The organism is Bradyrhizobium japonicum USDA 6, assembly GCF_000284375.1.
Taxonomy (GTDB): domain Bacteria; phylum Pseudomonadota; class Alphaproteobacteria; order Rhizobiales; family Xanthobacteraceae; genus Bradyrhizobium; species Bradyrhizobium japonicum.
The window spans coordinates 5,250,723-5,271,207 of sequence record NC_017249.1 but is presented as its reverse complement, the minus strand read 5'-3'; the positions used below and the strand labels follow the sequence as shown (position 1 = coordinate 5,271,207).

At 58.6% G+C, this 20,485-nt stretch carries 27 protein-coding genes and 1 tRNA gene; 8 read left to right on the top strand and 20 right to left on the bottom strand.

Annotation, left to right across the window (positions count from 1 at the left end; translation table 11 throughout):
- The first annotated feature begins 284 nt into the window (after positions 1–284).
- From BJ6T_RS24965 to BJ6T_RS24955, 3 genes are all read left to right on the top strand, one after another.
- Positions 285–575, top strand: a complete 291-nt coding sequence (locus tag BJ6T_RS24965) for a hypothetical protein (protein ID WP_014495273.1) — start codon at positions 285–287, stop codon at positions 573–575.
- 500 nt (positions 576–1,075) lie between these two features.
- Positions 1,076–1,348 carry a hypothetical protein gene (locus BJ6T_RS24960; protein WP_014495272.1) on the top strand — a complete coding sequence of 91 codons (273 nt, stop codon included), beginning with the start codon at positions 1,076–1,078 and terminating at the stop codon, positions 1,346–1,348.
- Between the two features lie 203 nt (positions 1,349–1,551).
- A tRNA-Ser gene (locus BJ6T_RS24955) sits at positions 1,552–1,641 on the top strand.
- 168 nt (positions 1,642–1,809) lie between these two features.
- On the opposite strand, the gene BJ6T_RS24950 is transcribed toward BJ6T_RS24955, so the two are convergent.
- Positions 1,810–2,085, bottom strand: coding sequence for a hypothetical protein (locus BJ6T_RS24950; protein WP_014495271.1), 276 nt, complete (start codon positions 2,083–2,085; stop codon positions 1,810–1,812).
- Positions 2,086–2,217: 132 nt separating this feature from the next.
- On the opposite strand from BJ6T_RS24950, the gene BJ6T_RS24945 reads away from it, so the two are divergent.
- Both BJ6T_RS24945 and BJ6T_RS24940 read left to right on the top strand, forming a co-directional pair.
- A complete protein-coding gene (locus tag BJ6T_RS24945; protein ID WP_225894889.1) occupies positions 2,218–2,373 on the top strand; it encodes a ribbon-helix-helix protein, CopG family in 156 nt (51 codons plus the stop codon).
- Between the two features lie 144 nt (positions 2,374–2,517).
- Positions 2,518–2,739 (top strand): hypothetical protein, encoded by a 222-nt coding sequence (locus BJ6T_RS24940; RefSeq protein ID WP_141378494.1) that lies wholly within the window; start codon positions 2,518–2,520, stop codon positions 2,737–2,739.
- 106 nt (positions 2,740–2,845) lie between these two features.
- On the opposite strand, the gene BJ6T_RS49700 is transcribed toward BJ6T_RS24940, so the two are convergent.
- The 4 genes from BJ6T_RS49700 to BJ6T_RS24925 all read right to left on the bottom strand — a co-directional run bounded on the left by BJ6T_RS49700 (position 2,846) and on the right by BJ6T_RS24925 (position 5,682).
- Positions 2,846–3,946, bottom strand: coding sequence for an MBL fold metallo-hydrolase (locus tag BJ6T_RS49700; RefSeq protein WP_141378493.1), 1,101 nt, complete (start codon positions 3,944–3,946; stop codon positions 2,846–2,848).
- Positions 3,943–4,524, bottom strand: a complete 582-nt coding sequence (locus BJ6T_RS24935) for a hypothetical protein (protein ID WP_014495268.1) — start codon at positions 4,522–4,524, stop codon at positions 3,943–3,945. The genes BJ6T_RS49700 and BJ6T_RS24935 overlap by 4 nt, the downstream gene beginning before the upstream one ends.
- Positions 4,524–5,120, bottom strand: coding sequence for a hypothetical protein (locus BJ6T_RS24930; RefSeq protein ID WP_014495267.1), 597 nt, complete (start codon positions 5,118–5,120; stop codon positions 4,524–4,526). The genes BJ6T_RS24935 and BJ6T_RS24930 overlap by 1 nt, the downstream gene beginning before the upstream one ends.
- A 328-nt stretch (positions 5,121–5,448) precedes the next feature.
- Positions 5,449–5,682: a DUF6894 family protein gene (locus tag BJ6T_RS24925; protein ID WP_014495266.1), complete on the bottom strand. Its 234-nt coding sequence runs from the start codon at positions 5,680–5,682 to the stop codon at positions 5,449–5,451.
- 1,120 nt (positions 5,683–6,802) lie between these two features.
- Between BJ6T_RS24925 and BJ6T_RS43885 the strand changes: the two genes are divergently transcribed.
- On the top strand, positions 6,803–7,087 hold the full coding sequence (locus BJ6T_RS43885) for a DUF3892 domain-containing protein (RefSeq protein ID WP_028154576.1): 285 nt from the start codon (positions 6,803–6,805) through the stop codon (positions 7,085–7,087).
- A gap of 466 nt (positions 7,088–7,553) precedes the next feature.
- On the opposite strand, the gene BJ6T_RS24915 is transcribed toward BJ6T_RS43885, so the two are convergent.
- On the bottom strand, positions 7,554–7,757 hold the full coding sequence (locus BJ6T_RS24915; RefSeq protein WP_014495262.1) for a cold-shock protein: 204 nt from the start codon (positions 7,755–7,757) through the stop codon (positions 7,554–7,556).
- Between the two features lie 301 nt (positions 7,758–8,058).
- On the opposite strand from BJ6T_RS24915, the gene BJ6T_RS24910 reads away from it, so the two are divergent.
- The gene (locus BJ6T_RS24910) at positions 8,059–8,325 is read left to right on the top strand and encodes a hypothetical protein (protein WP_014495261.1); all 267 of its coding nucleotides are present in this window, start codon (positions 8,059–8,061) and stop codon (positions 8,323–8,325) included.
- Here BJ6T_RS24910 and BJ6T_RS45890 read toward each other — a convergent pair.
- Together BJ6T_RS45890 and BJ6T_RS47415 are read right to left on the bottom strand one after the other, a co-directional pair.
- Positions 8,300–9,889, bottom strand: coding sequence for a hypothetical protein (locus BJ6T_RS45890; RefSeq protein ID WP_014495260.1), 1,590 nt, complete (start codon positions 9,887–9,889; stop codon positions 8,300–8,302). The genes BJ6T_RS24910 and BJ6T_RS45890 overlap by 26 nt on opposite strands.
- Positions 9,886–10,062 (bottom strand): hypothetical protein, encoded by a 177-nt coding sequence (locus BJ6T_RS47415; RefSeq protein ID WP_014495259.1) that lies wholly within the window; start codon positions 10,060–10,062, stop codon positions 9,886–9,888. The genes BJ6T_RS45890 and BJ6T_RS47415 overlap by 4 nt, the downstream gene beginning before the upstream one ends.
- Before the next feature lie 257 nt (positions 10,063–10,319).
- On the opposite strand from BJ6T_RS47415, the gene BJ6T_RS48540 reads away from it, so the two are divergent.
- The gene (locus BJ6T_RS48540; protein ID WP_347336787.1) at positions 10,320–10,478 is read left to right on the top strand and encodes a DUF3892 domain-containing protein; all 159 of its coding nucleotides are present in this window, start codon (positions 10,320–10,322) and stop codon (positions 10,476–10,478) included.
- 3 nt (positions 10,479–10,481) lie between these two features.
- On the opposite strand, the gene BJ6T_RS43875 is transcribed toward BJ6T_RS48540, so the two are convergent.
- The 12 genes from BJ6T_RS43875 to BJ6T_RS24850 all read right to left on the bottom strand — a co-directional run bounded on the left by BJ6T_RS43875 (position 10,482) and on the right by BJ6T_RS24850 (position 19,377).
- The gene (locus BJ6T_RS43875; protein ID WP_048228223.1) at positions 10,482–10,847 is read right to left on the bottom strand and encodes a hypothetical protein; all 366 of its coding nucleotides are present in this window, start codon (positions 10,845–10,847) and stop codon (positions 10,482–10,484) included.
- Positions 10,848–10,933: 86 nt separating this feature from the next.
- Positions 10,934–11,212: an HNH endonuclease gene (locus BJ6T_RS24900; protein ID WP_014495257.1), complete on the bottom strand. Its 279-nt coding sequence runs from the start codon at positions 11,210–11,212 to the stop codon at positions 10,934–10,936.
- Positions 11,209–11,763: an HK97 family phage prohead protease gene (locus tag BJ6T_RS43870; protein WP_240537914.1), complete on the bottom strand. Its 555-nt coding sequence runs from the start codon at positions 11,761–11,763 to the stop codon at positions 11,209–11,211. Before BJ6T_RS43870 ends, BJ6T_RS24900 begins: the two co-directional genes overlap by 4 nt.
- A 128-nt stretch (positions 11,764–11,891) precedes the next feature.
- Entirely contained in the window at positions 11,892–12,473 is a 582-nt protein-coding gene (locus tag BJ6T_RS43865; RefSeq protein WP_014495255.1) for a hypothetical protein, read from the bottom strand.
- Positions 12,474–13,004 carry a hypothetical protein gene (locus BJ6T_RS24885; protein WP_014495254.1) on the bottom strand — a complete coding sequence of 177 codons (531 nt, stop codon included), beginning with the start codon at positions 13,002–13,004 and terminating at the stop codon, positions 12,474–12,476. It lies immediately after the preceding gene.
- A gap of 181 nt (positions 13,005–13,185) precedes the next feature.
- The gene (locus tag BJ6T_RS24880) at positions 13,186–14,124 is read right to left on the bottom strand and encodes a hypothetical protein (protein ID WP_014495253.1); all 939 of its coding nucleotides are present in this window, start codon (positions 14,122–14,124) and stop codon (positions 13,186–13,188) included.
- A 280-nt stretch (positions 14,125–14,404) separates the two neighbouring features.
- Entirely contained in the window at positions 14,405–15,241 is an 837-nt protein-coding gene (locus BJ6T_RS24875; protein ID WP_014495252.1) for a bifunctional DNA primase/polymerase, read from the bottom strand.
- A gap of 151 nt (positions 15,242–15,392) precedes the next feature.
- The gene (locus BJ6T_RS24870; RefSeq protein ID WP_014495251.1) at positions 15,393–16,526 is read right to left on the bottom strand and encodes an AAA family ATPase; all 1,134 of its coding nucleotides are present in this window, start codon (positions 16,524–16,526) and stop codon (positions 15,393–15,395) included.
- A 1-nt stretch (position 16,527) separates the two neighbouring features.
- Entirely contained in the window at positions 16,528–16,722 is a 195-nt protein-coding gene (locus BJ6T_RS24865) for a hypothetical protein (protein WP_014495250.1), read from the bottom strand.
- A 159-nt stretch (positions 16,723–16,881) separates the two neighbouring features.
- Positions 16,882–17,541 (bottom strand): DUF3102 domain-containing protein, encoded by a 660-nt coding sequence (locus BJ6T_RS24860; RefSeq protein WP_014495249.1) that lies wholly within the window; start codon positions 17,539–17,541, stop codon positions 16,882–16,884.
- A 252-nt stretch (positions 17,542–17,793) separates the two neighbouring features.
- Positions 17,794–17,991, bottom strand: coding sequence for a helix-turn-helix transcriptional regulator (locus BJ6T_RS24855; protein ID WP_174770116.1), 198 nt, complete (start codon positions 17,989–17,991; stop codon positions 17,794–17,796).
- A gap of 216 nt (positions 17,992–18,207) precedes the next feature.
- Complete coding sequence (locus BJ6T_RS24850; RefSeq protein ID WP_014495247.1) at positions 18,208–19,377, bottom strand: tyrosine-type recombinase/integrase; 1,170 nt, start codon at positions 19,375–19,377, stop codon at positions 18,208–18,210.
- Between the last annotated feature and the right edge of the window lie 1,108 nt (positions 19,378–20,485).

Here is a 20,485-nt window from a genome sequence, read left to right as displayed (position 1 = left end):
CCGAGCCACACCGTGAGCGAATCCGCGCCGAACGACTGTTCGACGAAGCCGAGCTTCGCCCTTCCCGGCCTGTTTCCCCATCGGACTTGGTTTTCCCCCGCAAGCGCGAACTTCGCGTTGCCTTGCGCGGTCGACTGCGTTAAGCGACAACCCTTCTCTGTCCGGAAGCGTGGCCGAGTGGTTTAAGGCACCGGTCTTGGAAGGCGAGCGGCTTCGTCCACTCCGATGCATTGATGCCGCAATCGGCGCGATGTTATGCTAGTTGCAGAACCGGGAGTTTCTCGATGCGCAAAATCGCCGTCGCTGTCATGTTCGCCCTGATCGCACAGAGCGCATGGGCTGAGGACCATGTTCCAATGTACGGCGAAGAGTCCAAGGCCAAGACGGAGGCCGAGAAGGCGAACGACATTCGGGCCGAGCGCGCCTATCAACGCTCCCTCGGCAATGTTCCCAACCAGAAGGCAGTCGATCCGTGGGGAGCTGCCCGCGGCGACGAAGCGAAGAAGCCGGCCACGCCGGCCAAACCGGTAGTGAAACATTCGTCCAAGGCCAAGAGCGGCAGCACCCCCAACTAGCGAATTCCCGCCAGCGTGAGCCGGCGGGCGCAGTCACAAACCTGTGGCACGCCCATTGCAAAATTAGCGCTAACTGGGATTTCAGTGCTCAGTTTGAGAATGAGGCGCTGCCGGGACATGTATTTCGAGCCCGGCAGCGTTCTATTTTGAAACTAGTGGGACAGCCGGCCATGCCTCATCACCCGCTGGTGGGCTTCCCGGGAGTGCTAGGCCCGCCAGCGTGCACTGACAGGGCCTGAAACCTTGCCAAGTTTCGCACGCAAAATCTGTATCCGAGGTTTTTTGTTAGTTCCCATCTCGGGGCTGGAAATGAACACCGCCGCCGGGACAATGCATAGAGCACCTGGCGCGGCGTGAACCGGCGGGCCCGGTCTTTAGCGCCTTGAGCGGCGGCTTCCACCTGAATTTGTAAGGCAGATTTTTTCTAACCTGAGTTAGTTTTTCTATGCCCAGCGTCGACTACCCCAATTTTTCTGCGAATAGAGCAAGGGGTCGGCTGGGTGGTTGAACAACTGGGACTGGAGGATTGGGCCTGGCAAATCGCTGCCGACGTGTATCGCTTGAATCTGTATAGCCGACTCACCGGACGAGCGGCCCCGGGGGGCGCCGTATCAGACGAGCAGCTTGCCGGAGCAATCCACGAAAGCTTCACTCAAACGAACGACGCCGCTTATCGAGAAATGGTTGAGCTGGCGACCGATGCCGCTTTATCGGCCTACGATCGTGTCGTCTCTCGCAATGTCAAACAGGCGCGCGCTCGACTAACGAACTAACGGCTCGTCGGCGGACCCGGCGGTGCCCTTGCGAAACTACGCGAAGCGCAAGCGCGCGAAGCAGACGGACGAGGCGCTGAACTCGACCTTGTCGGCCTTCGCTACCGGTTTTCTTGGATCCTGAGCTCTTTGGGTCCGGGCTGGGTCCAAGTTCGCGTTGCGTTCGGTCGTCCGCTAGGCTAAGTGCCTGATCCTGTTGATCCGGAAGGGTGGCCGAGTGGTTTAAGGCACCGGTCTTGAAAACCGGCGTGCCCGCAAGGGTACCGTGGGTTCGAATCCCACCCCTTCCGCCAGAAATTATATATATCTAATTGATATTACTAGAGAAATATGAATATCCGACAGTCAATTCCTAATCTAATTCCTAAACAACCCCGCGCCTAGAACAGTGAAAGCCCGCCCCAACTTGCGCTGGAGCGGGCTCGCGCTTGGCTCGCGCGATTAGAGCGCGACCGACTCTCTCAGATCGCGGCCAACCGGTCGACGTCGGCGCGCAGACTTTCGCGGATCGCATCCAGCCAACCGGTGGTCGGGTCTGTGGTCAGCTCATTGATCAGGAGGCAGGCCTTCGCACCGAACTCAGCCCAATCAGCCGATGGCGTGCCGACAACCTCCCTCTGGATTCCAGAGGCCACATCAAGCAGGGCGTCCAGGGGCATCGGTGCGCGCGCCAGTTCCGTAATGTCGCGGTGTGTAGAGACCAGCCGGGAAATGGTGGTAGTTTCGTGGGTAGCCATGGCGCAGAAGGTCCTTTCGCGCTGGGGTTAGGGCCGGTGCGAGAGTTGGCGCTTTCGCCCGGCCTGATTTTGTGTTATCACTAAAGAATGGATAAGTCAATTAGGGTTAACACAAAAAGGCGCGGTCGCCCGGTGACCACCGGCAAGGGCACGCTCGTTGGTGTGCGCTTGCTCGATGATCCGCTTGCTAAACTGGATGCGTGGATCGCCAAACAGGGTGACGTGATGACCAGGCCAGAGGCTATCCGCAGGCTGGTGGAGCAAGCGCTGAAGTCGAAGGTGAAATAGATGCCCGAGAGGTTAGGAGCGAAGTCCGCGCTCGTCCTGCTAGCAGTTCTCCTAGCGTCACCACATTCGGCGCAGGCAGCTGATGGAAATAGAATAGCGTATGGCGCCGGCATGCTGACATGCGGCGAATGGCAGAAATATCGAGTGACCGGCGACAAGTCGGCCACTGCTCAGCTAGAGGCTTGGCTGGACGGCTTTCTGTCTGGATTCAACATGGGGAGCGACGTTGAATTTATTGCTCCAAAACCGCAAAGCGTGGCCTACTACGCCTGGATGGACAACTACTGCGCACAAAACCCATTAAACCGAATCGCGCAGGCTGCAATAGCCCTCAAGAATGAGCTGACAGCCAGGGCTAAAAACTAAGCACCGGCAGTGCTCCGCCCCGCCTCCCTGGTTGGGCGGGCCGTGAGATTGGCCCAGCGTTGACGCCCCCTCCCTGCGCTCCGCGATGAGCGCGGGAGACACATCTTCAAGAAAGCCGATGCGCAGTGCCGCTCAATGACGGCGTCCAAGTGCTAAAATCTGCGCTCCCACCATTGCGAAGACAGATGTGCCCCATTCTTGGTTCGGCGTTCGTAATCTGAATACCGTTTTGCTTTAACATTCGAAACGCGACGGGATCGAGTTTCGAATGAGTCCGCAACTTCCGATTTTCGGCAGTAGAAAATGCGGAACTTGATAGAGGCACAATTCGCTTCACGTCATCTTCGGTGGGGAGGCCGACATCACCGCGATTGTAGGGAGTTAAAATAGAAATCGGATGGGGCGCCAGCATGCTTTGCCACACGCCAACGCAGTGTCCGTTCTGCGAACCATGATGCGGAATTTTAAAAACGGTAGCTTGTCCCTTTGGCCGATTGGTCGAGTTTACGATAACTGACCAGCCAGTATCGGGGTCTTGGGTCTCTTCCAGATCGGCTCCAAGCAGAATGTCTACGGGGCCCAAGGAGACCCAAAGTGCGACAGCAAGGTGATTTGGACCTCTCGATACACAACGCCTCTCCGAGCTGTTTGGATCAGGCATAAGCAACGCAAGATCATCCATAAATGTCTGTGTCTGCCTGTCGGAAGGCGACAATGATGTCACAACGCAGTCGTAACCGTGTCTTAGAGAAGAGTTACGAACGGTCATAAGCGTCCGATCCGCGATCGCTCGTGTAGCTGTCCTACGAGAAGAACCTAGCTGATCAAAGACAGCGGAGATTTCGCCAGAGCCAGTTGAAACTTTTGTCGACTTAATTGTGTTGCGAGCCAATGCCATCGAAATGAATTCCTTTGATGACATAGCATTTGACAACACAAACGACGCTTTGGGGCATGCCCTTAGCAGCGTTGAAATCCCACGCACATGATCGTCATGCCAATGAGTCGCCACGATCATTTCTACCGACGTGGCAGCATCGACACCTATCCGTTCAAGATACTCAAGCGCAGCCGGCTTTTGACTCCGAGGTTCAACGCAAGAGTCGATAACAATCCACTTGCCGCCTCCAATGTGAACAAGGCAGCATTCCCCGTATCCGGGTCCGAAGAGAGAGACCTCTATCTGATCTTCAGCGGGCGCCGTCATCGCCAGTTGATGCGCTCAACTAACTCTGACGCTCGACGATCAGCTTGCTCTAACGAAGATTTTTGCCAGCGGGGCAGCAAGCGCATTACAATCCGTGAAACCTTGGTCTTTTGTCCGTCCAAAGTTCGCTCGTATCCAATTGACCACCGAAAAAGATCACCCTCTTTGAGCTTCTGGGCCACGGACTCTGATAGTTCGAGCAAAGGCAATTCCACCTCGCCGTCGTCCGGAGGACCATCCTCGGTAATGTCCGTGATGCGCGCAACGAATGTTTTCGCACCAACAGACAAAACGTATCCGTCCCACTCCTGCAACGCGGTGAAACTGGCGACCCTTGATTTAGGCTGCTTATCGGGCGCGATCACCACTGCCGACGAATCGTCGGGCTCATCGAGTTCAGAAGCAATCGTGCGCCGCCGTCGATCTGTGAAAGCGCTCAAGCTCTCTTTGGCCGCGTGTTGTATAAGCCGACTATGTAACGCCGATCGATGCCGCTGGACCGTACCTTCTTTGAACATCGTCGACTGATCAATATACGCTTCATCCGAATCATAAGTAGCTGTTGCTGTGGATGGCATTATGCTTCAATCCCAATCAAAACCTGATCGATAATCTTCTCGCTTTGCTTGATGGACTCTTCGAACGAAGAGTCCAGCAAGTCTAGGATGACCTCGGATGAATTGCTCTCGTCGAGCGCCTCAGAGTGATCGTTAATCTGGAAAAACACGCCGACATTACGCGGGATGATCGCAGAAGGTTGAACCGTGGCTTGCACATGCCCTTTAATTTCGGTCCCCTCCTTTTGCCTGTGCATTGTTATCGAAAGCAAACCGCCTACCTCCTTGCCGGGCTTCTCCTCCATCTCACGGCCAAATTCACCCCAAGGTGCAAGGGGCGCCAGAGAGCGACCAAGCTTCACTCTCGCGCCAACATTGGGCAACCTATAATGCACTTCCCGATTGATCCCGATGCTGCGGATGGGCGTATGGCTTAAGTAATCACGGAACGTCTTGAGAACAAAGTCCTTGATTTTAATCGCGGACTGCGTGCCTGAAGCTGAAAACCGATTCAATTCGACTTGGACTGTGAGGCCGCCAGCAGCGAAACGAGTTATGTCGGGGTGTATGACGCTGACCTCGGCATTGGCAGCTTCATCTTCCGTGAGCAGCCCCACTTCTCAAACCAATTAGGCGTGAAAATAACCGGATTGAAGTTGCCGAGCAAAACGACCGAGTAAGCACTTATTTCAAACTCGCGTACAGCCACGTTCGGTACCCCTAATCGGCAAGTTCTGGCTATTCGAGGCTAGCAAATACTGCCGTGAAAGCTATAGATTTCTCACCGCGGACGAGAGGTCCGACACGCTCGTCACCGATAGACCAGCCGCCCGGAGCATCGGCACCAAGCCCGAACCTCGACAATCCGCCCCAGCTTGCCTTGGCGGCGCCATAAGCCAGCCCCACCCCGGCTTGGCGTCCTTGCCAGAACGCTCGACGCCCCTCCTACTGGACAGCCGCGCCCACGCTACCCTCCCCATGTCGCTCGATCTCTGCACCGGAGTCGTCAACCACGATCACGATCGTGCCCGCACCAGGGTCATATTCGGGATCGCTGGCGATATCCCGAGCGACACGGGCGCCGTATTGGACCGCTAGCTCAGCAGAGCCAAATAGCTCTCCAACCTCGTCCGCCTGTGTCTCGCCCTTGTGGAGAATCGGGAAGTAGTAATGTTGCATGGCATGGCCCTCGTCTTCTAGCCGCGATCATGCGCCGACCTCGGGATGGACCACACTGTCAAAAACGACAGGGTCCAGGCGTCAGCGGCGCTAGCACACGGGCTCGCGTCATCCACCTCACGCCGCCCTCCTCCTCGCCTCTCCCCGTGGCCTAATTGGCTTCCCCGCCCGGTCCTCCGGCCAGCAGCGGTGAACCGCGCGTTGCGCCACACCGTCGCGCGTGACGGTCGTCAGTCTCAGTGACAGCGCGGGCGCGCCGCGCTGGCGAAAGTCTCACGGGCATCCCACCCGAACCGGTTGGCACTCACACGTCCTAGCGGCACGACGCTAACGATTACCAGTGACAAGACTAGCGGTTCCGCTGTCGCCAACTCACCGATTGCGGCGGCCAAGGTGTGGGGCAACCGATGGGGGATGTATCGGGGGTCATGCGGCACTCGACTTTGCCGTTGCGGTAGCAAACGCAGAATTTGCGTTTGCTTGTTCAACCGACCTCCCTTGGGCTTTGCGGTTGGCGAGAACGTTGGTGTGGTCACATTCTCAATGCCAGTTGGCCGATATCCCGAGCGCTCGCCCTTCGCCGCGCGCTCGATAATCTGCTTTCTCTCGGGCTCCAATCGGCGTCGCGCAATAGCCGCTGCCAGCAACCATCCCGTCATCACTCTAGAAGCGTTCGTATGCGTGCAGCGATCTTCCGTGCCTCTTCCGGCCCGATGTTGGGTTTCAAGCTGTCGAGTATGCCTAGCGCTGCCCGAGCCTCCTCGGCACTAAACGTCGCGTCTTGGCGATCTGCTTGGCTCAAAGACTGATCGGCCGCGCGGGCCTGATTGGCTGCAAGCACCGCAAGCGCTTGCGACCGCAGTGAGGTGATGTCCCGCTCGAATGTGTGCATTCCGTTGGCCTGTAGCCTACCCTGTAAGATTGCGTCGCAAGCGATGGTGGCCAGCCCGTCCTCGAAGACTGAGGCTGGCCACCCTTGCCCCTGAGAGGGTCACATTCTCAAGGGGCCCAGATAATGGCGCAGACAAGTAACCGGGGCACCTACCAGAATCGGCAGGTCCCTCCTCCTCGACCAGTCTCTAAGCTGGTCCAACAGCTTGCACAGATGGGAGACACCCGCATGACCAAACGCGTGCGCATTCGTTGCATAAACAAGACTGACAGGCGAAGCGCACACGAGAGAATCAAAAATGTCGGCGGGGTAAATTCAGACGGAACGCGATGGAAGCTATCCGTTAAGAAGACTATCCGAGACCTCGAAAGCCGCGAGTGGGAGTACTACGTCGAAGAATCAGGCGTCACTGTCGAGGTCATCGTCGCCACCGATGGCCGAAACAAGTACATCAAGACAACAGTTGACGGAATTCAACCGGACAATCTCCTTTCCCTCCCTGAGTGTCCGTGATGCTTATCGATCCCAGATCGTGGCGGTGCGGGCGCGACTCGGCGCCGGGAAATGCGAAACGACGCTGTCCCTGCCACACCCGCGCCGCCCGGTGAAGCTAGCGGCCACGCGGCTCGGCGCCCAGTTCGGAGGCCGAGCGCTGTCCCTACCACGCGTCGCTAACTCCACCGCCAGCCTCGCGACGAAGAGGCTGACCGGGCAACGTATCCTCCGGACGAATGCCCTAGAGCAACTACCAGGATAGGGCGGTGACTTGGCAATCAGTCTCGGATCGCAGGCAGCGCCGTCGCGAATCGCCAACTCACTACCAGAGCAGGTATAGCGCGACGAACAGTACCAAGGCTGCAAGCCCGAACGCCCATGCGAACGATAGCGCCTTATCCATCGGCCAATTCCGATCGATCTCCTCGGCCGCCCGCAGCGGCGTACCACTGCGGCCTTTCTGTTGAACAACACGCTGTGCGCATCACCCGATTCGTAGATTTTCCGCCGAGTCTTTTCCGCGATTTTTCACGATGTCGAAGCTGACTTTTGCGCCCTCTGCGAGCGAAGTAAAACCAGCCTTCTCAACCGCGGAGATGTGGACAAAGACGTCATTGCCGCCGTTGTCAGGTTGAATGAACCCGTACCCCTTTGTCGGGTTGAACCACTTCACTGTCCCAATTGCCACCTTACTTCTCCATTTTTCAAAAATGAAAAGTAGTGCGCGACTCCGACAAAAGAATGGCTTGTCGCGTCGCGCGTCGCAGCGATGCAACTCCTCCCTGCCGCGGCGATCGGTCCAACCAAACGTGTTGATGTAGATCGCCGTGCCAGCGTCGCTTTCCTGTCGCAGTGATTGTTACCCTGCGGACGATATCTAGCCTGCTATTACCGCACTCAACGTACCGGATACACCGTATCCTGTGCCCGCTGAAAATGTTGCCATCGCGTTTCCGGTAGAAGTTGGCCGATGAACAACCGAGACCCTGATGTCCGGCGACCACGGCGGCGCGGCATTCGTCGCGAGGCACGGCGGCGGAATCCGCCTGCTTATCACCCGGAGGATCGCACACTACATGCTCGAAAAGATCGAGGAGATACCACCAGCCTTCCTAATCATATTCGATGCTGAGCGCGGTGGCCGGTCGACGCTGATAGTTGAGCCCGACCTACTCAGTAAAATGCAACACGAGCTAACGACGTTTCTCGGTCTGAGGCAAAGCACTCGGCCTACAATTCAACGGCTGTACAATTGATTCCACCCAACGACGACGTTCCCGATAATGGGGAGGCCGACAAATCCAACCAATATGCGACGCCTGCCGTCAGCCCTGTGATGATGGTAGTCAGGCTGAAGGGTGTAAGGTTGGTGCTGGATGCCACAGACATGGGTGTTGTCGCGGTTGTGCCGGTCGGGGACGCACCGTTAGCTGGTGCAGTGCCTGTGCCATATCGGATCGTCAAGTTTGTAAACGTTCCCGCACCACCGTTGGAGGCGTGGCCACTAATCGTCACCAGGATGCGCGTGCTGTATATCGGCGTTATGTGACAAGTCGATCCTAGTCCGAGCATCACAAAACTTGCAACCCCGGCGGGGTTTGATGGCGCTGCTTGAAGTGTTGCATTATTTAGCGCCAGAGCAATCGTGCCGCTGCTCGTGATCGTGCCGCCCGACAGTCCTGTGCCGGCGGTAACACTGTTGACTGTACCAGCACCGAGATTGGCACGCGCCGTCGCGATGTTCGCCACATCCGACAGATTGTTGGCGCTCGACAGGTCGCCAGCCCCAGGCTGGCCCGCGACATTAAACGTCCAACTCGTGAACGTGCCGGTGCCGTTTGTCTTGTCAGACGTAATCGTGAGAGTCGTTCCGCTGTATGTCGCGACACCTTCAAGCCAATTAGCGCCGGAGGATGCCCGCACGCGAGCCCCGTTGGTGTAAGCCAAACCAGCCTGCGTGGTGAACACTTTTGACCCTGTGCCGATAGCGAGCGATGTCGTCGAAGTGCCGCCGTAGGTGGGTGCGTTGGTGCCCGCCTGCGAAACGAGCCCCCATTTGCCTGCAGCGAGATCGGTCGCAAACGTTCCCGACGTATGGGACGTCAGGCACATGTATGACGAGCCACCATTGGTCACGTAGCTGGCAGGCGGTCCAGCAACATACGCGGTCGCCGTAACCCACGCCGCAACCGGCAATAGAGGCGTCGCACCCGTGTCGCCCTTCGCAGCCAGCAATTGCCAATAGGTCGCGTTCGGCGGCGTGTGATTGGTGTGGTCGAGAACGCAAACGTAGCTCGACCCACTCAACGTCACGACGTCGTTGGCCGCATAAGCCGTCGCGCCGCTCCATGCTCCTTTGAGTTGGAGCCCCTTATAAATTCCGAGATAAGACCAGACGCCAGCGACCTTCGCCCACGTCTTGCCGGATGTCGGCTGAAACGCATATTGCCCGTCATCGCCGAGCGACGGATCCGGCACAGTCTCGTCGATGTCGACGAAGACGAAATAGCCCGATGTGTTGAGCGCGCCGACCATTTTGTCGACGTCGCGGGCATAGGTCTCGCCGACGATGCGCTGTTGCGACACTTTCCAAACGACATACGACGCACCGCTCAGCGTCGAGCCAGGCCAAGGTGTGATGACCAAGTGCGTGTCGTCGGTGACGTCCGTAATCGGAACGCAAAAGTGACCGCTCTGGAAAAGATCGCCGGGCTTAACGTTGCCGGCGCTGGACCAAAGGGTGCTCGTGCCGGTAACGGTCGTTCCGTCCGCTGCAACTGCAACGGTGCCGGTGGAATATGAATTAAGTGGTGAGGTCAATGTTTTACTTCCTCATCAGGGCGTGCAGCTGCATCATCGATGCGCACATATCGACCGTTGATCTTTTGCCAGACCTGCCAAACGTCGCTGCCGGCTGGCTTGAACACAAAACCTTCAACTGGATTCGTCGGCGGTTCGGTCGGGTCTGATGGAGTGTTGTGGAGTTGAGTCATTTGATCTCTTCTGGGGAATGTCGTGGTGGCTCCGCACCTCGTTGCGAGGCGCTACACGCTGAGGGACCAGGCCTCGCGTTCTGCGACTAACTGATTATTGCGTTCCCGCTGTAGTTGCTTTCTATGGGATGCAGAACAGCGGGAGGGGAAATGCCAGACGTACAGGTCACCTGCATCAACAAGCAACCGCGCGACAACTCGCATGAGGGGATTACGCACCTCGGAGGGGCGGTTGGAAGTGGCCGAGATCGGAGGTCATTCGATCGATCGAGAACGGCACCAATACATTTTTCACGTTGGTCAGCGGTAAGCGCGCCGACGTTGGTGTCGTTAGCGGCCCGAATGGGAAATATGTTCGAACTCACGCTGATGGCTACTACAACGATAACCTCCTAGCTCTGCCGGAGTGTCCGTGAGTTCTAGTCAAGCAAATCGTCCGCCTCCTCTGCTGGCGCCCAACTGATCTTGCTCGCATCGGCCGGTGTCGCGCCCATACTGCTTAGGCACAGCCTCAGTAGGCTGAGCGATTTTGTACCCATCTCCGCGCCGCTTTGCAGGCGAGCGCGCAATACTGATGCGATTCCTACGATGCAGCGGTGTGAAGCGTTGAGCCAAGGCAGCTCGCCAGCGAATTCACGCCATGCAGTAGCTTGTTGCTCATTTAGCCAAGTGGGCGGAGCGCCGATTTCGGCACCGGTTGGATCGTTGCGTTTATAGCGGCCAGCATTGATGATGTGCCGGCCTTCAACCAGCGCCTTGGCGGCCGGCTTTCTTGGTCGTGGCATTTTGCCCCTGGGGTCCGAATTGCAGATGCGTGCGAAAGTGGGGCCGCCGCTAACATAGACGCGTCGGTGAAGGGATCTGACCCGCCCTACCGGGGCCATCCGTCCGCCGCGAACGTCACGACTTCCTGCCCAAGCTCGATGCGCTGCTTGGTGCCGTCATGGCATGGCTTGCAAAGGCTCTGAAGATTATCCGGATCATAGAACAGCGCTTCGTCGCCCTTGTGAGGCCGGATGTGGTCAGCAACCGTTGCCGCCTCAACCACGTCGCTCTGCGTACAGAAGCGGCACAACGGTTCATTGAGCAACTGGTACTCGCGCAAGGCCTTCCATCGACGCGACGAATACAGGTGCTGCCAGGCGCTCACAGCATTCCCCGCACACGCATGGCTTCACGCCTTGCGGCTATGCGGCGTTGGGCAGCTACGCTGTTGGTGTTGGCAATAGACCGCATCACCGCAGTTGTCTGCGGATACGCAGGCCAAGCCACGGCACTGATCTCCCTAAGCCGAGCTTCAGTGATAATCCGTAGAGGCAAGCCAGACCCGCCATCCAGCCAATTTTCTGTTTTTACGTAAAACGAGGGAGAAATCCCAGACACATCTCGCCTGCCGATCGTTCCAGCGAGAGTTTGTCCATCTGGCGTATCAAGATTCACGTCGACTTCGTATCGAAGTCCGAGAGCATCTTCTCGCAAACGGAGGCTCCCCGAGGCCGTGCGCCCGACTACTCGACCTGGATCATGGTCAAGTAACATCCGGATATCGTCCTCTCTAATGCTGCGCGTTAGCGATCCCTTTGCGAACTGTTCAAGAAACTCGTTCGCAATATTTGTGCTGGAGCCCCAAAGAACGGCATAGCCCCAAATAGTTTTAGCGTCGGCCAACCTTCGCCTCCGCCTGCTCCAAGCGTGCTTCACGCTTACCGAGCTTTGATTCTTTTCTCAGGGCTCGCGCAATCGCGATTGGATCCGTGTCATCCGTTTTGAAGTATGTCCCCCGGATAGAAATTTTCCGCTTCTTTTTGCTGCGACGCTCGTCAGCTTTCTCAAGCATTGTGTCCCGCCTCCGCGACTTCCTTCAAATAATGGAAAACCCTTCCTTCTCGCCGGTCGCCGAGAAAGAACGGACGGACTGGTCGCAAATAATCAACGCGCACATCCTCGCGCTCAATATCGTCAAGCAGAGAGTCATGGTCCTCGCGTGCGGCTTCGAGGGCGCGCGCAGCCTCACACACCGCACCGAGGCGACGCTGATATTCTCCGCGAACACTGTCGCAGACGGCTTTGGACGCCCCGTTACGCGCCTCCTCGATACGGCGGCGCAGAATTTCCTGGGCCGTTTCGATGTTATTCATCTCGGTGGCGACTTCACGCTGTCGCTGCGACAGCAGCGTCAAGCTGTCAGGAGCATCGCCGAGCAATGCAGCCACGCTAGGCGAAAGCGGCTGTCCACCTGCGGCCCTAGCTTTTTCAATTTCGCCACGCAGCTTGTTGCTCTCAGCGTTGAGCGCGAGGTATCGCTCATGCAGCCCAAGCTGTTTTACGATCAGGCCGTTATATTCCTGGCTGGATTCGGCCAGGCTCGGGACGCGGAATTCTTCAGTATCTTTCTTCTTTAGGGCGGCCATTCAATTCACCTTTCCAAAAATGTCATCGAGCGCATCAGCAATCGCGGCGACGTTGAGCGCGATCGATTTGTGATGGCCTCGGGATGGCCAATGCACAGGATCTGCACCGGCTTCAACGAAGCGACTGACTTCACCGTTCGGCTTGTGGATCGCTACTGCGCGCGCGTTGCAAGACACTTCGATCCGGGATTTGCGAGCCGCCGGAACGCCAGCGCGTGCGTCCTCGACCAAAAGCGCAACAGCGATCGGCGCGTTGGGAATCGACTGCGGGGCCCCATCCAGGATGGCACCTCCGGGAGTCATCGCGTGGTACGCGCGGACCGCGCCCACCGCGTTGTGCAGCTCTGTGTCCGACGCGAGCGCAACAACGAGGTCAAGGACGTTGTCCTCATTCAACTCTGGCGCAACTCCAGGCGCGCCAACGGGCAGAAGGTTGGATTCCTGCAGCCTGCGAGCAATTCCATTGCTTCGCGAGCGCGGAAAGCCGATCTGGCGCTCGATCGCGTCGAGCACGTGATTCAAAGTGGCCACTCGGCCAGTCTCCTGTGTTTGAAATTGCGATTGAATAGTGAAATGGCCGACGCCGTTACATCCGCGGTCGCCGGAAAAAGAGACGCTGGCGCGAAGCCAGCGTCTAAAGGTGTGCACGTCGAGCCGTTCAGCAGCGCGCCCTACACTTAGATACGGATTGGCGGGCAGGTTTAGGGACCGCTTACACCGCCTTCGGCAAAATATTTACACCGACAAGAGCGCGCAGTGCTGCAAACGCCTCGTTGATCAGGAAAATCCCGCGACGCTCAGCGTGCTTCCCGTGATGGCCACGGCTCTCGCCGATCTCACGGGCCGTGCTGTCGCCGATGGCAAGGTCCAAAATCTCGGCATGCGATCCCAGTGCCTGCCTCAACCCCTGCTCTTCTGCTTTCCGCGATTGCTCGGCCGCGGCGAAACATTCCAACGGCGACCCGCTCCGGCCCGTCGAAGCGGATTCGCCTGCCAGAAAATCCACCTTCCATGCGACTGGAGCATTGGTCTGCACCAGGAAGCGGAAATCGCGCGGCGGCTGAGGCTTGCGACTGCCCTTGGCGGCGCGCAATTGCTCGACTGGCTTCAGCGGTACACCGCGGGCGGTGCGGCCATAGCGCACCAGGCGGCCGCGACGGAACTCTAGCGAACCGATCTGGGCGGTGTCACCGCTTCGCACAACCACGGGATCGACCACCCGTAGCACGTCGCTACGCTGGCCGTTGCGAACCGTACAGTGGACACTCACCCGTCTGGCTGGCGCGGACTCCCAGGCCCGTTGCAGTTCGTCGACGGTCGGGCGGCACTCCAAATCTTGCTCGGCCGTGGAAAAACCCGTGTTCGCGGGCTCCTCGCCCTCGTCGACGATGATTTCCGGCACCGCAAAGACGTCAGCAGCGGGCGCGCACTGAAGATCGCGCCAAAACTTCCACAGCGGCACGACGTCGGGCGCCGCACGGCCCAGGCGCTCCAGCTGCGGTAGGTTGAGAACGGGCTCGGGTTTGCGCTGCGAGCGCTGGACATAGGCGCGCCGATCCGTAAGGCTGGCGAAGCTGTCAGCGGTGAGCGGCGCGTTGTCGTTGGCTGGCGGCTGCCAGGAAGATAGGGCTGCGCGGTAATCGTGCTGCATTGATGGTGTCCTCGACGTGGTGCTCATATCTGGCCGTTACCGGCTCTGGTTTCGTCCGGCTGTGCCGCCGGATCGAATGTGGTCGGGTGGGGTAAGGTCAGGCTCTGCGCCAATCACTCCTAACCACCGGTTGGGCCCCTGCGGACGCGACGCCGCAGATTTCGCAACTATTTTTGCCTGTGCACCTTTCTGGAAACCTGCGGGATTTAGCGTGCGATTGTGCGTCCGGTCGTTAAGGGCGATGGTGCCAGAGTGTGAACCGGCCCCCTGCCCCGACTGGTTATGCCCTCCGCTTCCGCAGCAGCTTCGTCACGTCGACTAACGGCGTGTTGTCCCGCTCGGGCAGCGTCCGCGGTTGCTTACTGCCCGCGTCCAAGCCGCGCCGAATAGCGTTGCGGCAGGCACGCTCGCCGTCGACCGCTGCCAGCCCACATCCGTGCGCAGCATCCCACAAGCCTGCTTCAGCCTCACTGCGATCTAGTGCACCAGCGCCAACCAGCGTGCCGAGCCGGAAGGCACTGGTATTGAGCTGATACCCTCTGCTGCCTGCCGGGCACCGCGACAGCAGGTCTAGCTCCTGCGACACCGCGCCGGCAACGTACGCGTCGTGCGTTTGCGGCTGGTACGGTTGGCCCGGCCGCGGCACATATGGACGCGGTCGGATAAGCGCCAGCAGCCATTCAGGCGCATCGGCGGGCGCCATGTCGCGCTCCAACGTGTAACCCGGATTGCCTGGAACGAGGACAAACCCACCCTGGCCACGAACATCCCAGGCCGCCGGCAACCTGCCCGGTGAGTTGCCCAGGCCAGCATGGTGGAAATAGAAGTGCCTGCCGCCGCTCCGCGTCCTGACTGTGCGCGTTGGCGGCAGGTCGTGCAACAGGTCGGCCTCGGTCGCGCCCTTATAGGAGTCCATGTCCAGCACCCAGACGTTGGTGCGCTCGCCGGTTGGCATGCCGACAAGGGCATCGGGCCAGTCCGACCACCACCTGCGGAGCACGTGCGGGAAGACGGTCGCGGATTTAAAGCCATTCGAAGTGTACGGCCGCTTGTTCTCGGGCCGACACGGAAAGACGGGCGTGCCTGCCGTGGCTAGGGAGAGTGCTAGGTCGATCATTGGCGGATGGATTCACTTTCTAATTCTATAATTTCAAACCACGCGCGGGTGCAGGTGCATCGCCCCCTAAAGGGGGCTGAATGCTGCACCTTGCACCCCGCGTAAGAATGGTCGCTGAGGTGCAAGGTGCAGGGTGCAAAAAAACATGCACCTAAGCTTGCACCTGCACCGGAACATAGACCTTGGGGACTCCAGACGATTGGACGCTGCCGTCCTCCTCAAGCGCCTTGGCGGCTCGCTTGAACCTCGACTGTACCGTGTTCTCATTCAGGTCTGGATATCGCTCGTGGTATTTGGACTGCCACACACCGCCACCGACAGGATTTCCGCCATTTGATAGCTCGGTCAGAATGTCCATTAATTCGGTCTTGGTCTTGGCCTTCACGGTCTCGGTGGCTTTCTCGCTAAGCGAGGCAGCGAACTTCTCCGTATCAGCCGCCTTGAACACGATAGGCGCTGCGAACTTATTGCCATCAGCGTCCGTCACTTCGACCGATTTCATGCCGTAAGTGAGTAATGTTCCTGACGCGCCACCGTCATTGGCGCCGTCGCACTCAAGCCGGAAGAGTTCACCCTTCCGAACTACCCTGTGGCTGACATCGACCAGGCCGTCGAGGTCAATGGCGCCCTTAGCCCGGCCGGTGTCATGCCCTTCGTGATGAACAATCGTGCAGTGAGTTGTCGGAAACTTTTCGAGTAGATACGCAACACTATCGAAATAGGCTTTCATGTCCTCGGCAACGTTCTGCTTCCCGCGGCCGAAGGATTTCGTGAGCGTGTCGAGCGTCGCGCTTCGCAGCACGGTCTGATAGTCGTCCTGCAGATAGTTGATGAGGTCGACCATGCGTCTGACGGAAAGCGTGTTGCCATGCAGATCAAACTTCCCGCCAACAATCACCAGCGGGATGTTCGGCTCAACATCGGAATAATATTGGCGCAACGCCATGCCGCGCCTAAGTTGTAGGTCGTACCTCTCAAAGGCGAAGTTGACAGCGAGGCCCTTCGTCACGCGATAGCCGTGCCAATCCAGGCCGGCCGCGATATGGAAGTCCATGTCAAGCTTGATGACGGATTTGCCGCTGTCCGGCTTTGCCACAGTGTACGATGACTCGCCGGCAGCCATGACGCCATCGATTACGAACGCCTTGGCCCTCGTCGTCTGGCCCAGCTCGCAGTAGCGCGTGAATGTGAAGTCCTTCTTGAACTTGGCTGCCTTATCAGGGTCGTTATCGTTGGCGTGGCCACCTGTCTGCTCGCCATTATTGGTCTTCGGTTTAGCGCTCACCCTAGAACCACCCCTCGATGCGCGCCACACGATAGGCGGCAAGATTGTAAACTTTCGCTCCCGCTTCGCCGAACTGCTCCAGCATTGCGTCGGTCTCTTTCTCCTGGCGACGCGCAATCGCTCTCGCGCCGTCGTCGATCCAGCCGTCCGGCACCTTGGATTTCGCCGTGCCGCTAGATTTCATCTGAACCTGCATCACCCACCTCCGAAGTTGAAGTTACTGATTGCTAGTGCGAGTTTTTGGGCGGGTCGCTAAAGGCCAGCCGCAGATATTTGGTGGTCGGACAGGCGAAGTGTGCAATCGCCACCGCAGAAGAATTGGGCCCGGGATTTGGCGACAATCGGATGGGCGCGTTTAATGCAAAGATCGTTCCACAGATCGTCGCTCAGCCCTATCCGCCGCAGCTTGAATCGATGAACGTTTCTCTTCTCGCGCTGATTTTATTTCGCGCAGAAATTCAATTGCGAAATTTAGATCCCCCTCTTCGATCGCGCCGACGAGATTGCTTGGCGCTACGCCCGATGTCGCGAGTTTGAATATCGATCGAATGATAGAGGCTGCGGTTCGTTGGGCGTCCAGTGGTCCATCCACAGCCGGGCCTGCCTTCTCCGCCGCTTCATCGGCAATGGGCGGCTGGGTTCCCGCCTCAACACGCAACCGTTCTGCGATCCGCGCAACTTCAAACGCAGAAACGAACATCGTTTTAGTGGTCTCGACAACCGCGGCTCGCACATTGTTCGGCTGGTCCAGCATCGCGTACAGTGCCGCCTTCGACAGTTGGCCGGCCCAAATTTGCCAGACTGGCAAATTTGACACCATTTCCGCGACGTCTCGATATCGCTTTGCAGTGCGGTACGAAAAATCAAATTCACGCTCAATCCAGGGCATGAACTCGCCATGCGGTAGCGAGTCTGCTGCAGCGCTGAGTAGCTGTCCGATTTCGACGATTGCGAGAGTGGTCGAACCTTGCCGCTCACGGATTTTTGCGACGATTGAATCCAGATTATTCTTCATGGGGAAACATCTCTGGAATGTCACCATTGAGAAATGCCCACCGCAATTCGCGCGAAGCAGTACGATGGTGCGGCGTCATATCGGGCGGCGCTACGATGGCGAAGAGCCGACCAACTTCGTATGCATTGGTGGCAAACAGATCAAAACGCGGCGGCCGGCGGGATCGAGCGTCTGCGAACCCAAGTCGAAACTCGGGATTACGAAGAAACCACGACAGGGGCACAGCGACCTCTTCATACTGCCTGGCCACCATCACGCCGCCACCGCCCTACTGGTGTTATCGTTCGCCGCACGCGCAGCGATGCGCGAGGCGATCCATTCACTGACCTCCGCTTTAACGAAGGCGATACGTTTGTCCCCGAGCGGGACGGCCGCAGGAAAGCGGCCCTCCGCGCGGTAGCGATTGATCATCGTGCGGCTCAATGATGTGAGCGTGCACGCAGTTTTCATGCTGACGAGCATAGGCTCGCCGGCGGGCGGATTTGGAGTGTGCATGGTGTGTGGTTTTGTGGTATGAGGCTGTTGTCAGCCAATCAACCGATGCCCGCCGGCGAAGGGGCCAGTCCGGGTTGCCGCTACAAGGTGCAAGGCGCACGCGGCTTAGGCATCAACCAGAAAATGCCATTTTGCCCAAAACGTCAACTCAAACCGTAGCATCTCGTGAAATTATTTTTGCCGCCCGAGATATTCCGCCCAAGCCTCCATGAGCTCCCGCCTCCGCTTGAGGGCGTCGCCCCGCCGATAGGCGCGTTCCGTCTCATCGCCGACCAGATGCGCCAGGGCCGCCTCCGCCAGTTCTCTCGGAAAGTCGGTGGCGTCTCCCGCCCAATCGCGGAAACTGGATCGGAAGCCGTGCACCGTCGCATCCACCTTCAGCCGCCGCAGCACCGCCGACAGGGACATATCCGATAGCGGCCTGTCATCGCGGAAGCCAGGGAAGATGATGTTTGAGGTCCGCAGTTTCTTCATCTGCTCCAAGATCTCTAGCGCCCTCGGTACGAGCGGTACCCTATGCTCGCGCCCGCCCTTCATCCGCTCGGGAGGCACTACCCATAGATCGTCCTTAATCTCGGACCACGTTGCCCCACGGGATTCCCCCGACCTGGCAGCAGTCAGAATCGTGAATTCGACGGAGAGCGCGGCAATCCCGTTCATCGCCCGCAACCGCGTCATGAACGCGGGCACGTCCGTGTGCGGCATGGCCTTGTGATGGCCGCGCTGCAACTTCTCGGGCTTGGACAGTAGCTCTGACAGGTGCCCGCGCCATCGGGCGGGGTTTTCACCGGAGCGCTCACCGGCCGCCCTAGCGGCGTCTAGAACCCGTTCAATCCGGCCACGGATGCGGCGGGCCGTTTCAGCCTTGGTGCGCCAGATAGGCTTCAGCACCTTGATCACATCGTCGGTTGTGACTTCGCCGATGGGCCGCTTGCGAAGGGTCGCGCAATAGGTCGTTCCTAACGTCGATTTCCACTGCGCGCGATGCTTCTCATTGCGCCAGCCCTCCTCCATCCCCGCAACCCATTCGTCGGCATACGCGCCGAAGCTCCGGCTGGTCGCGCGGCGCGACGATAACTCTGTAAACGGATCGCCACCGCGCCCGAGGATTGCCCGAACCTCGTCGGCCTTGTCACGCGCAGCAGCGAGAGAAACCTGCCCTGTGCCCGTGCCGAACGGCCCCAGCCCCATCTCGCGGCGGCGACCACTGCGGATGAAAACGAACACGAACGACTTGTTACCGTTCGGGCTGGTTTGAAGGTACAGGCCGTCGCCATCCGCCAGCTTTCCGGCCTTGCGGCGCGCATTGCATTGCGTGGTGGTGAGCCGATTTCGCGCCATGGCCGTTCCTAATCTCTTTCCTAATGTGGGTGGTTGCCAGCACGGATGACCGTGTTGGCAACCTAAGCGGAAAGGCTAGGAAAACAAGGGTTCTTGAGATTTGCGGTTGTCGCCATGGACAGCAAAAACACTGCTTTGGCGGACACCCCTTCCGCCAGTACATCGCGCACGAACTCGAAAAGCCCTTTGGCGGCTTACCGACGGCAGCCGCGCCGGTACCGGGTTAAGGGGATTCGAGGTTTAGCCGCCCCCATAAGGTACTGCCTGCACGTTCCCGAACCTGTTGAAGTTGTTCTCCGGATTATACCCGGAGTCGCGCAGGTTCTTGATGTACAGGTCGCGGACGTTGGAACTACCTGGGCCCACAGCATATGGGCTCGGCCCCCTCGACCACTCGCTCGGCGCCGGCGCAGGCGACGCGCGGCCATGATGGATCCTCTGTGCGGCCAAAGCGCCAGAAGTAGAAATTGCGAGAATAGCAACGATGACGAGAATGCTTTTGGCCATAGATCAGCTCTTCGATAATCCACGGGACTGGCATGACCGGCACTCATCGGCCATGATCGAGGGATGATTACCATACCGTACCAGGGGCTCGCCCTGGCACGCGTTCAACCCGCGCCCTTCCGCCCAAGCAGGCGGCGCAAGCGGGGTAATCGCCAGTAGTCTGGTCTTTTCGTGGCTGGCGGTTTCTGATCACTATACGATGGGGACGACCGCCCTGTCTGGCAACACGACGTCCTTCAAACTAGCGCGAGCACCGGTCGAGCCTAAGCCCAACGCCTGCGCGGCGAACGGGTGGTCGGTCCGGGTCATAAGCTGCCGATCATCGACCGAACTGGCAGCTTCCGCTTCATAACCGGAAGCCGACGTTTATGAGCGCCCTAGCTTAGTCCTGCGCGTACTCTGCTGGCGACCTCGCTGGTTAATCGCCACGCTAGTCATTCACCTTTCCGAGTTCACCACTGCTCTTTGCGCCTGTTTCCTCATGATTGCTCATGATCGTCTAAACTTGGGGATAGCGAAACATGATTTTGAGCGCCAAACGCCGATGGAGACGGACTCTACCTGATCACCACCGAACAACATCGGAGTCGCATTGGCCGAT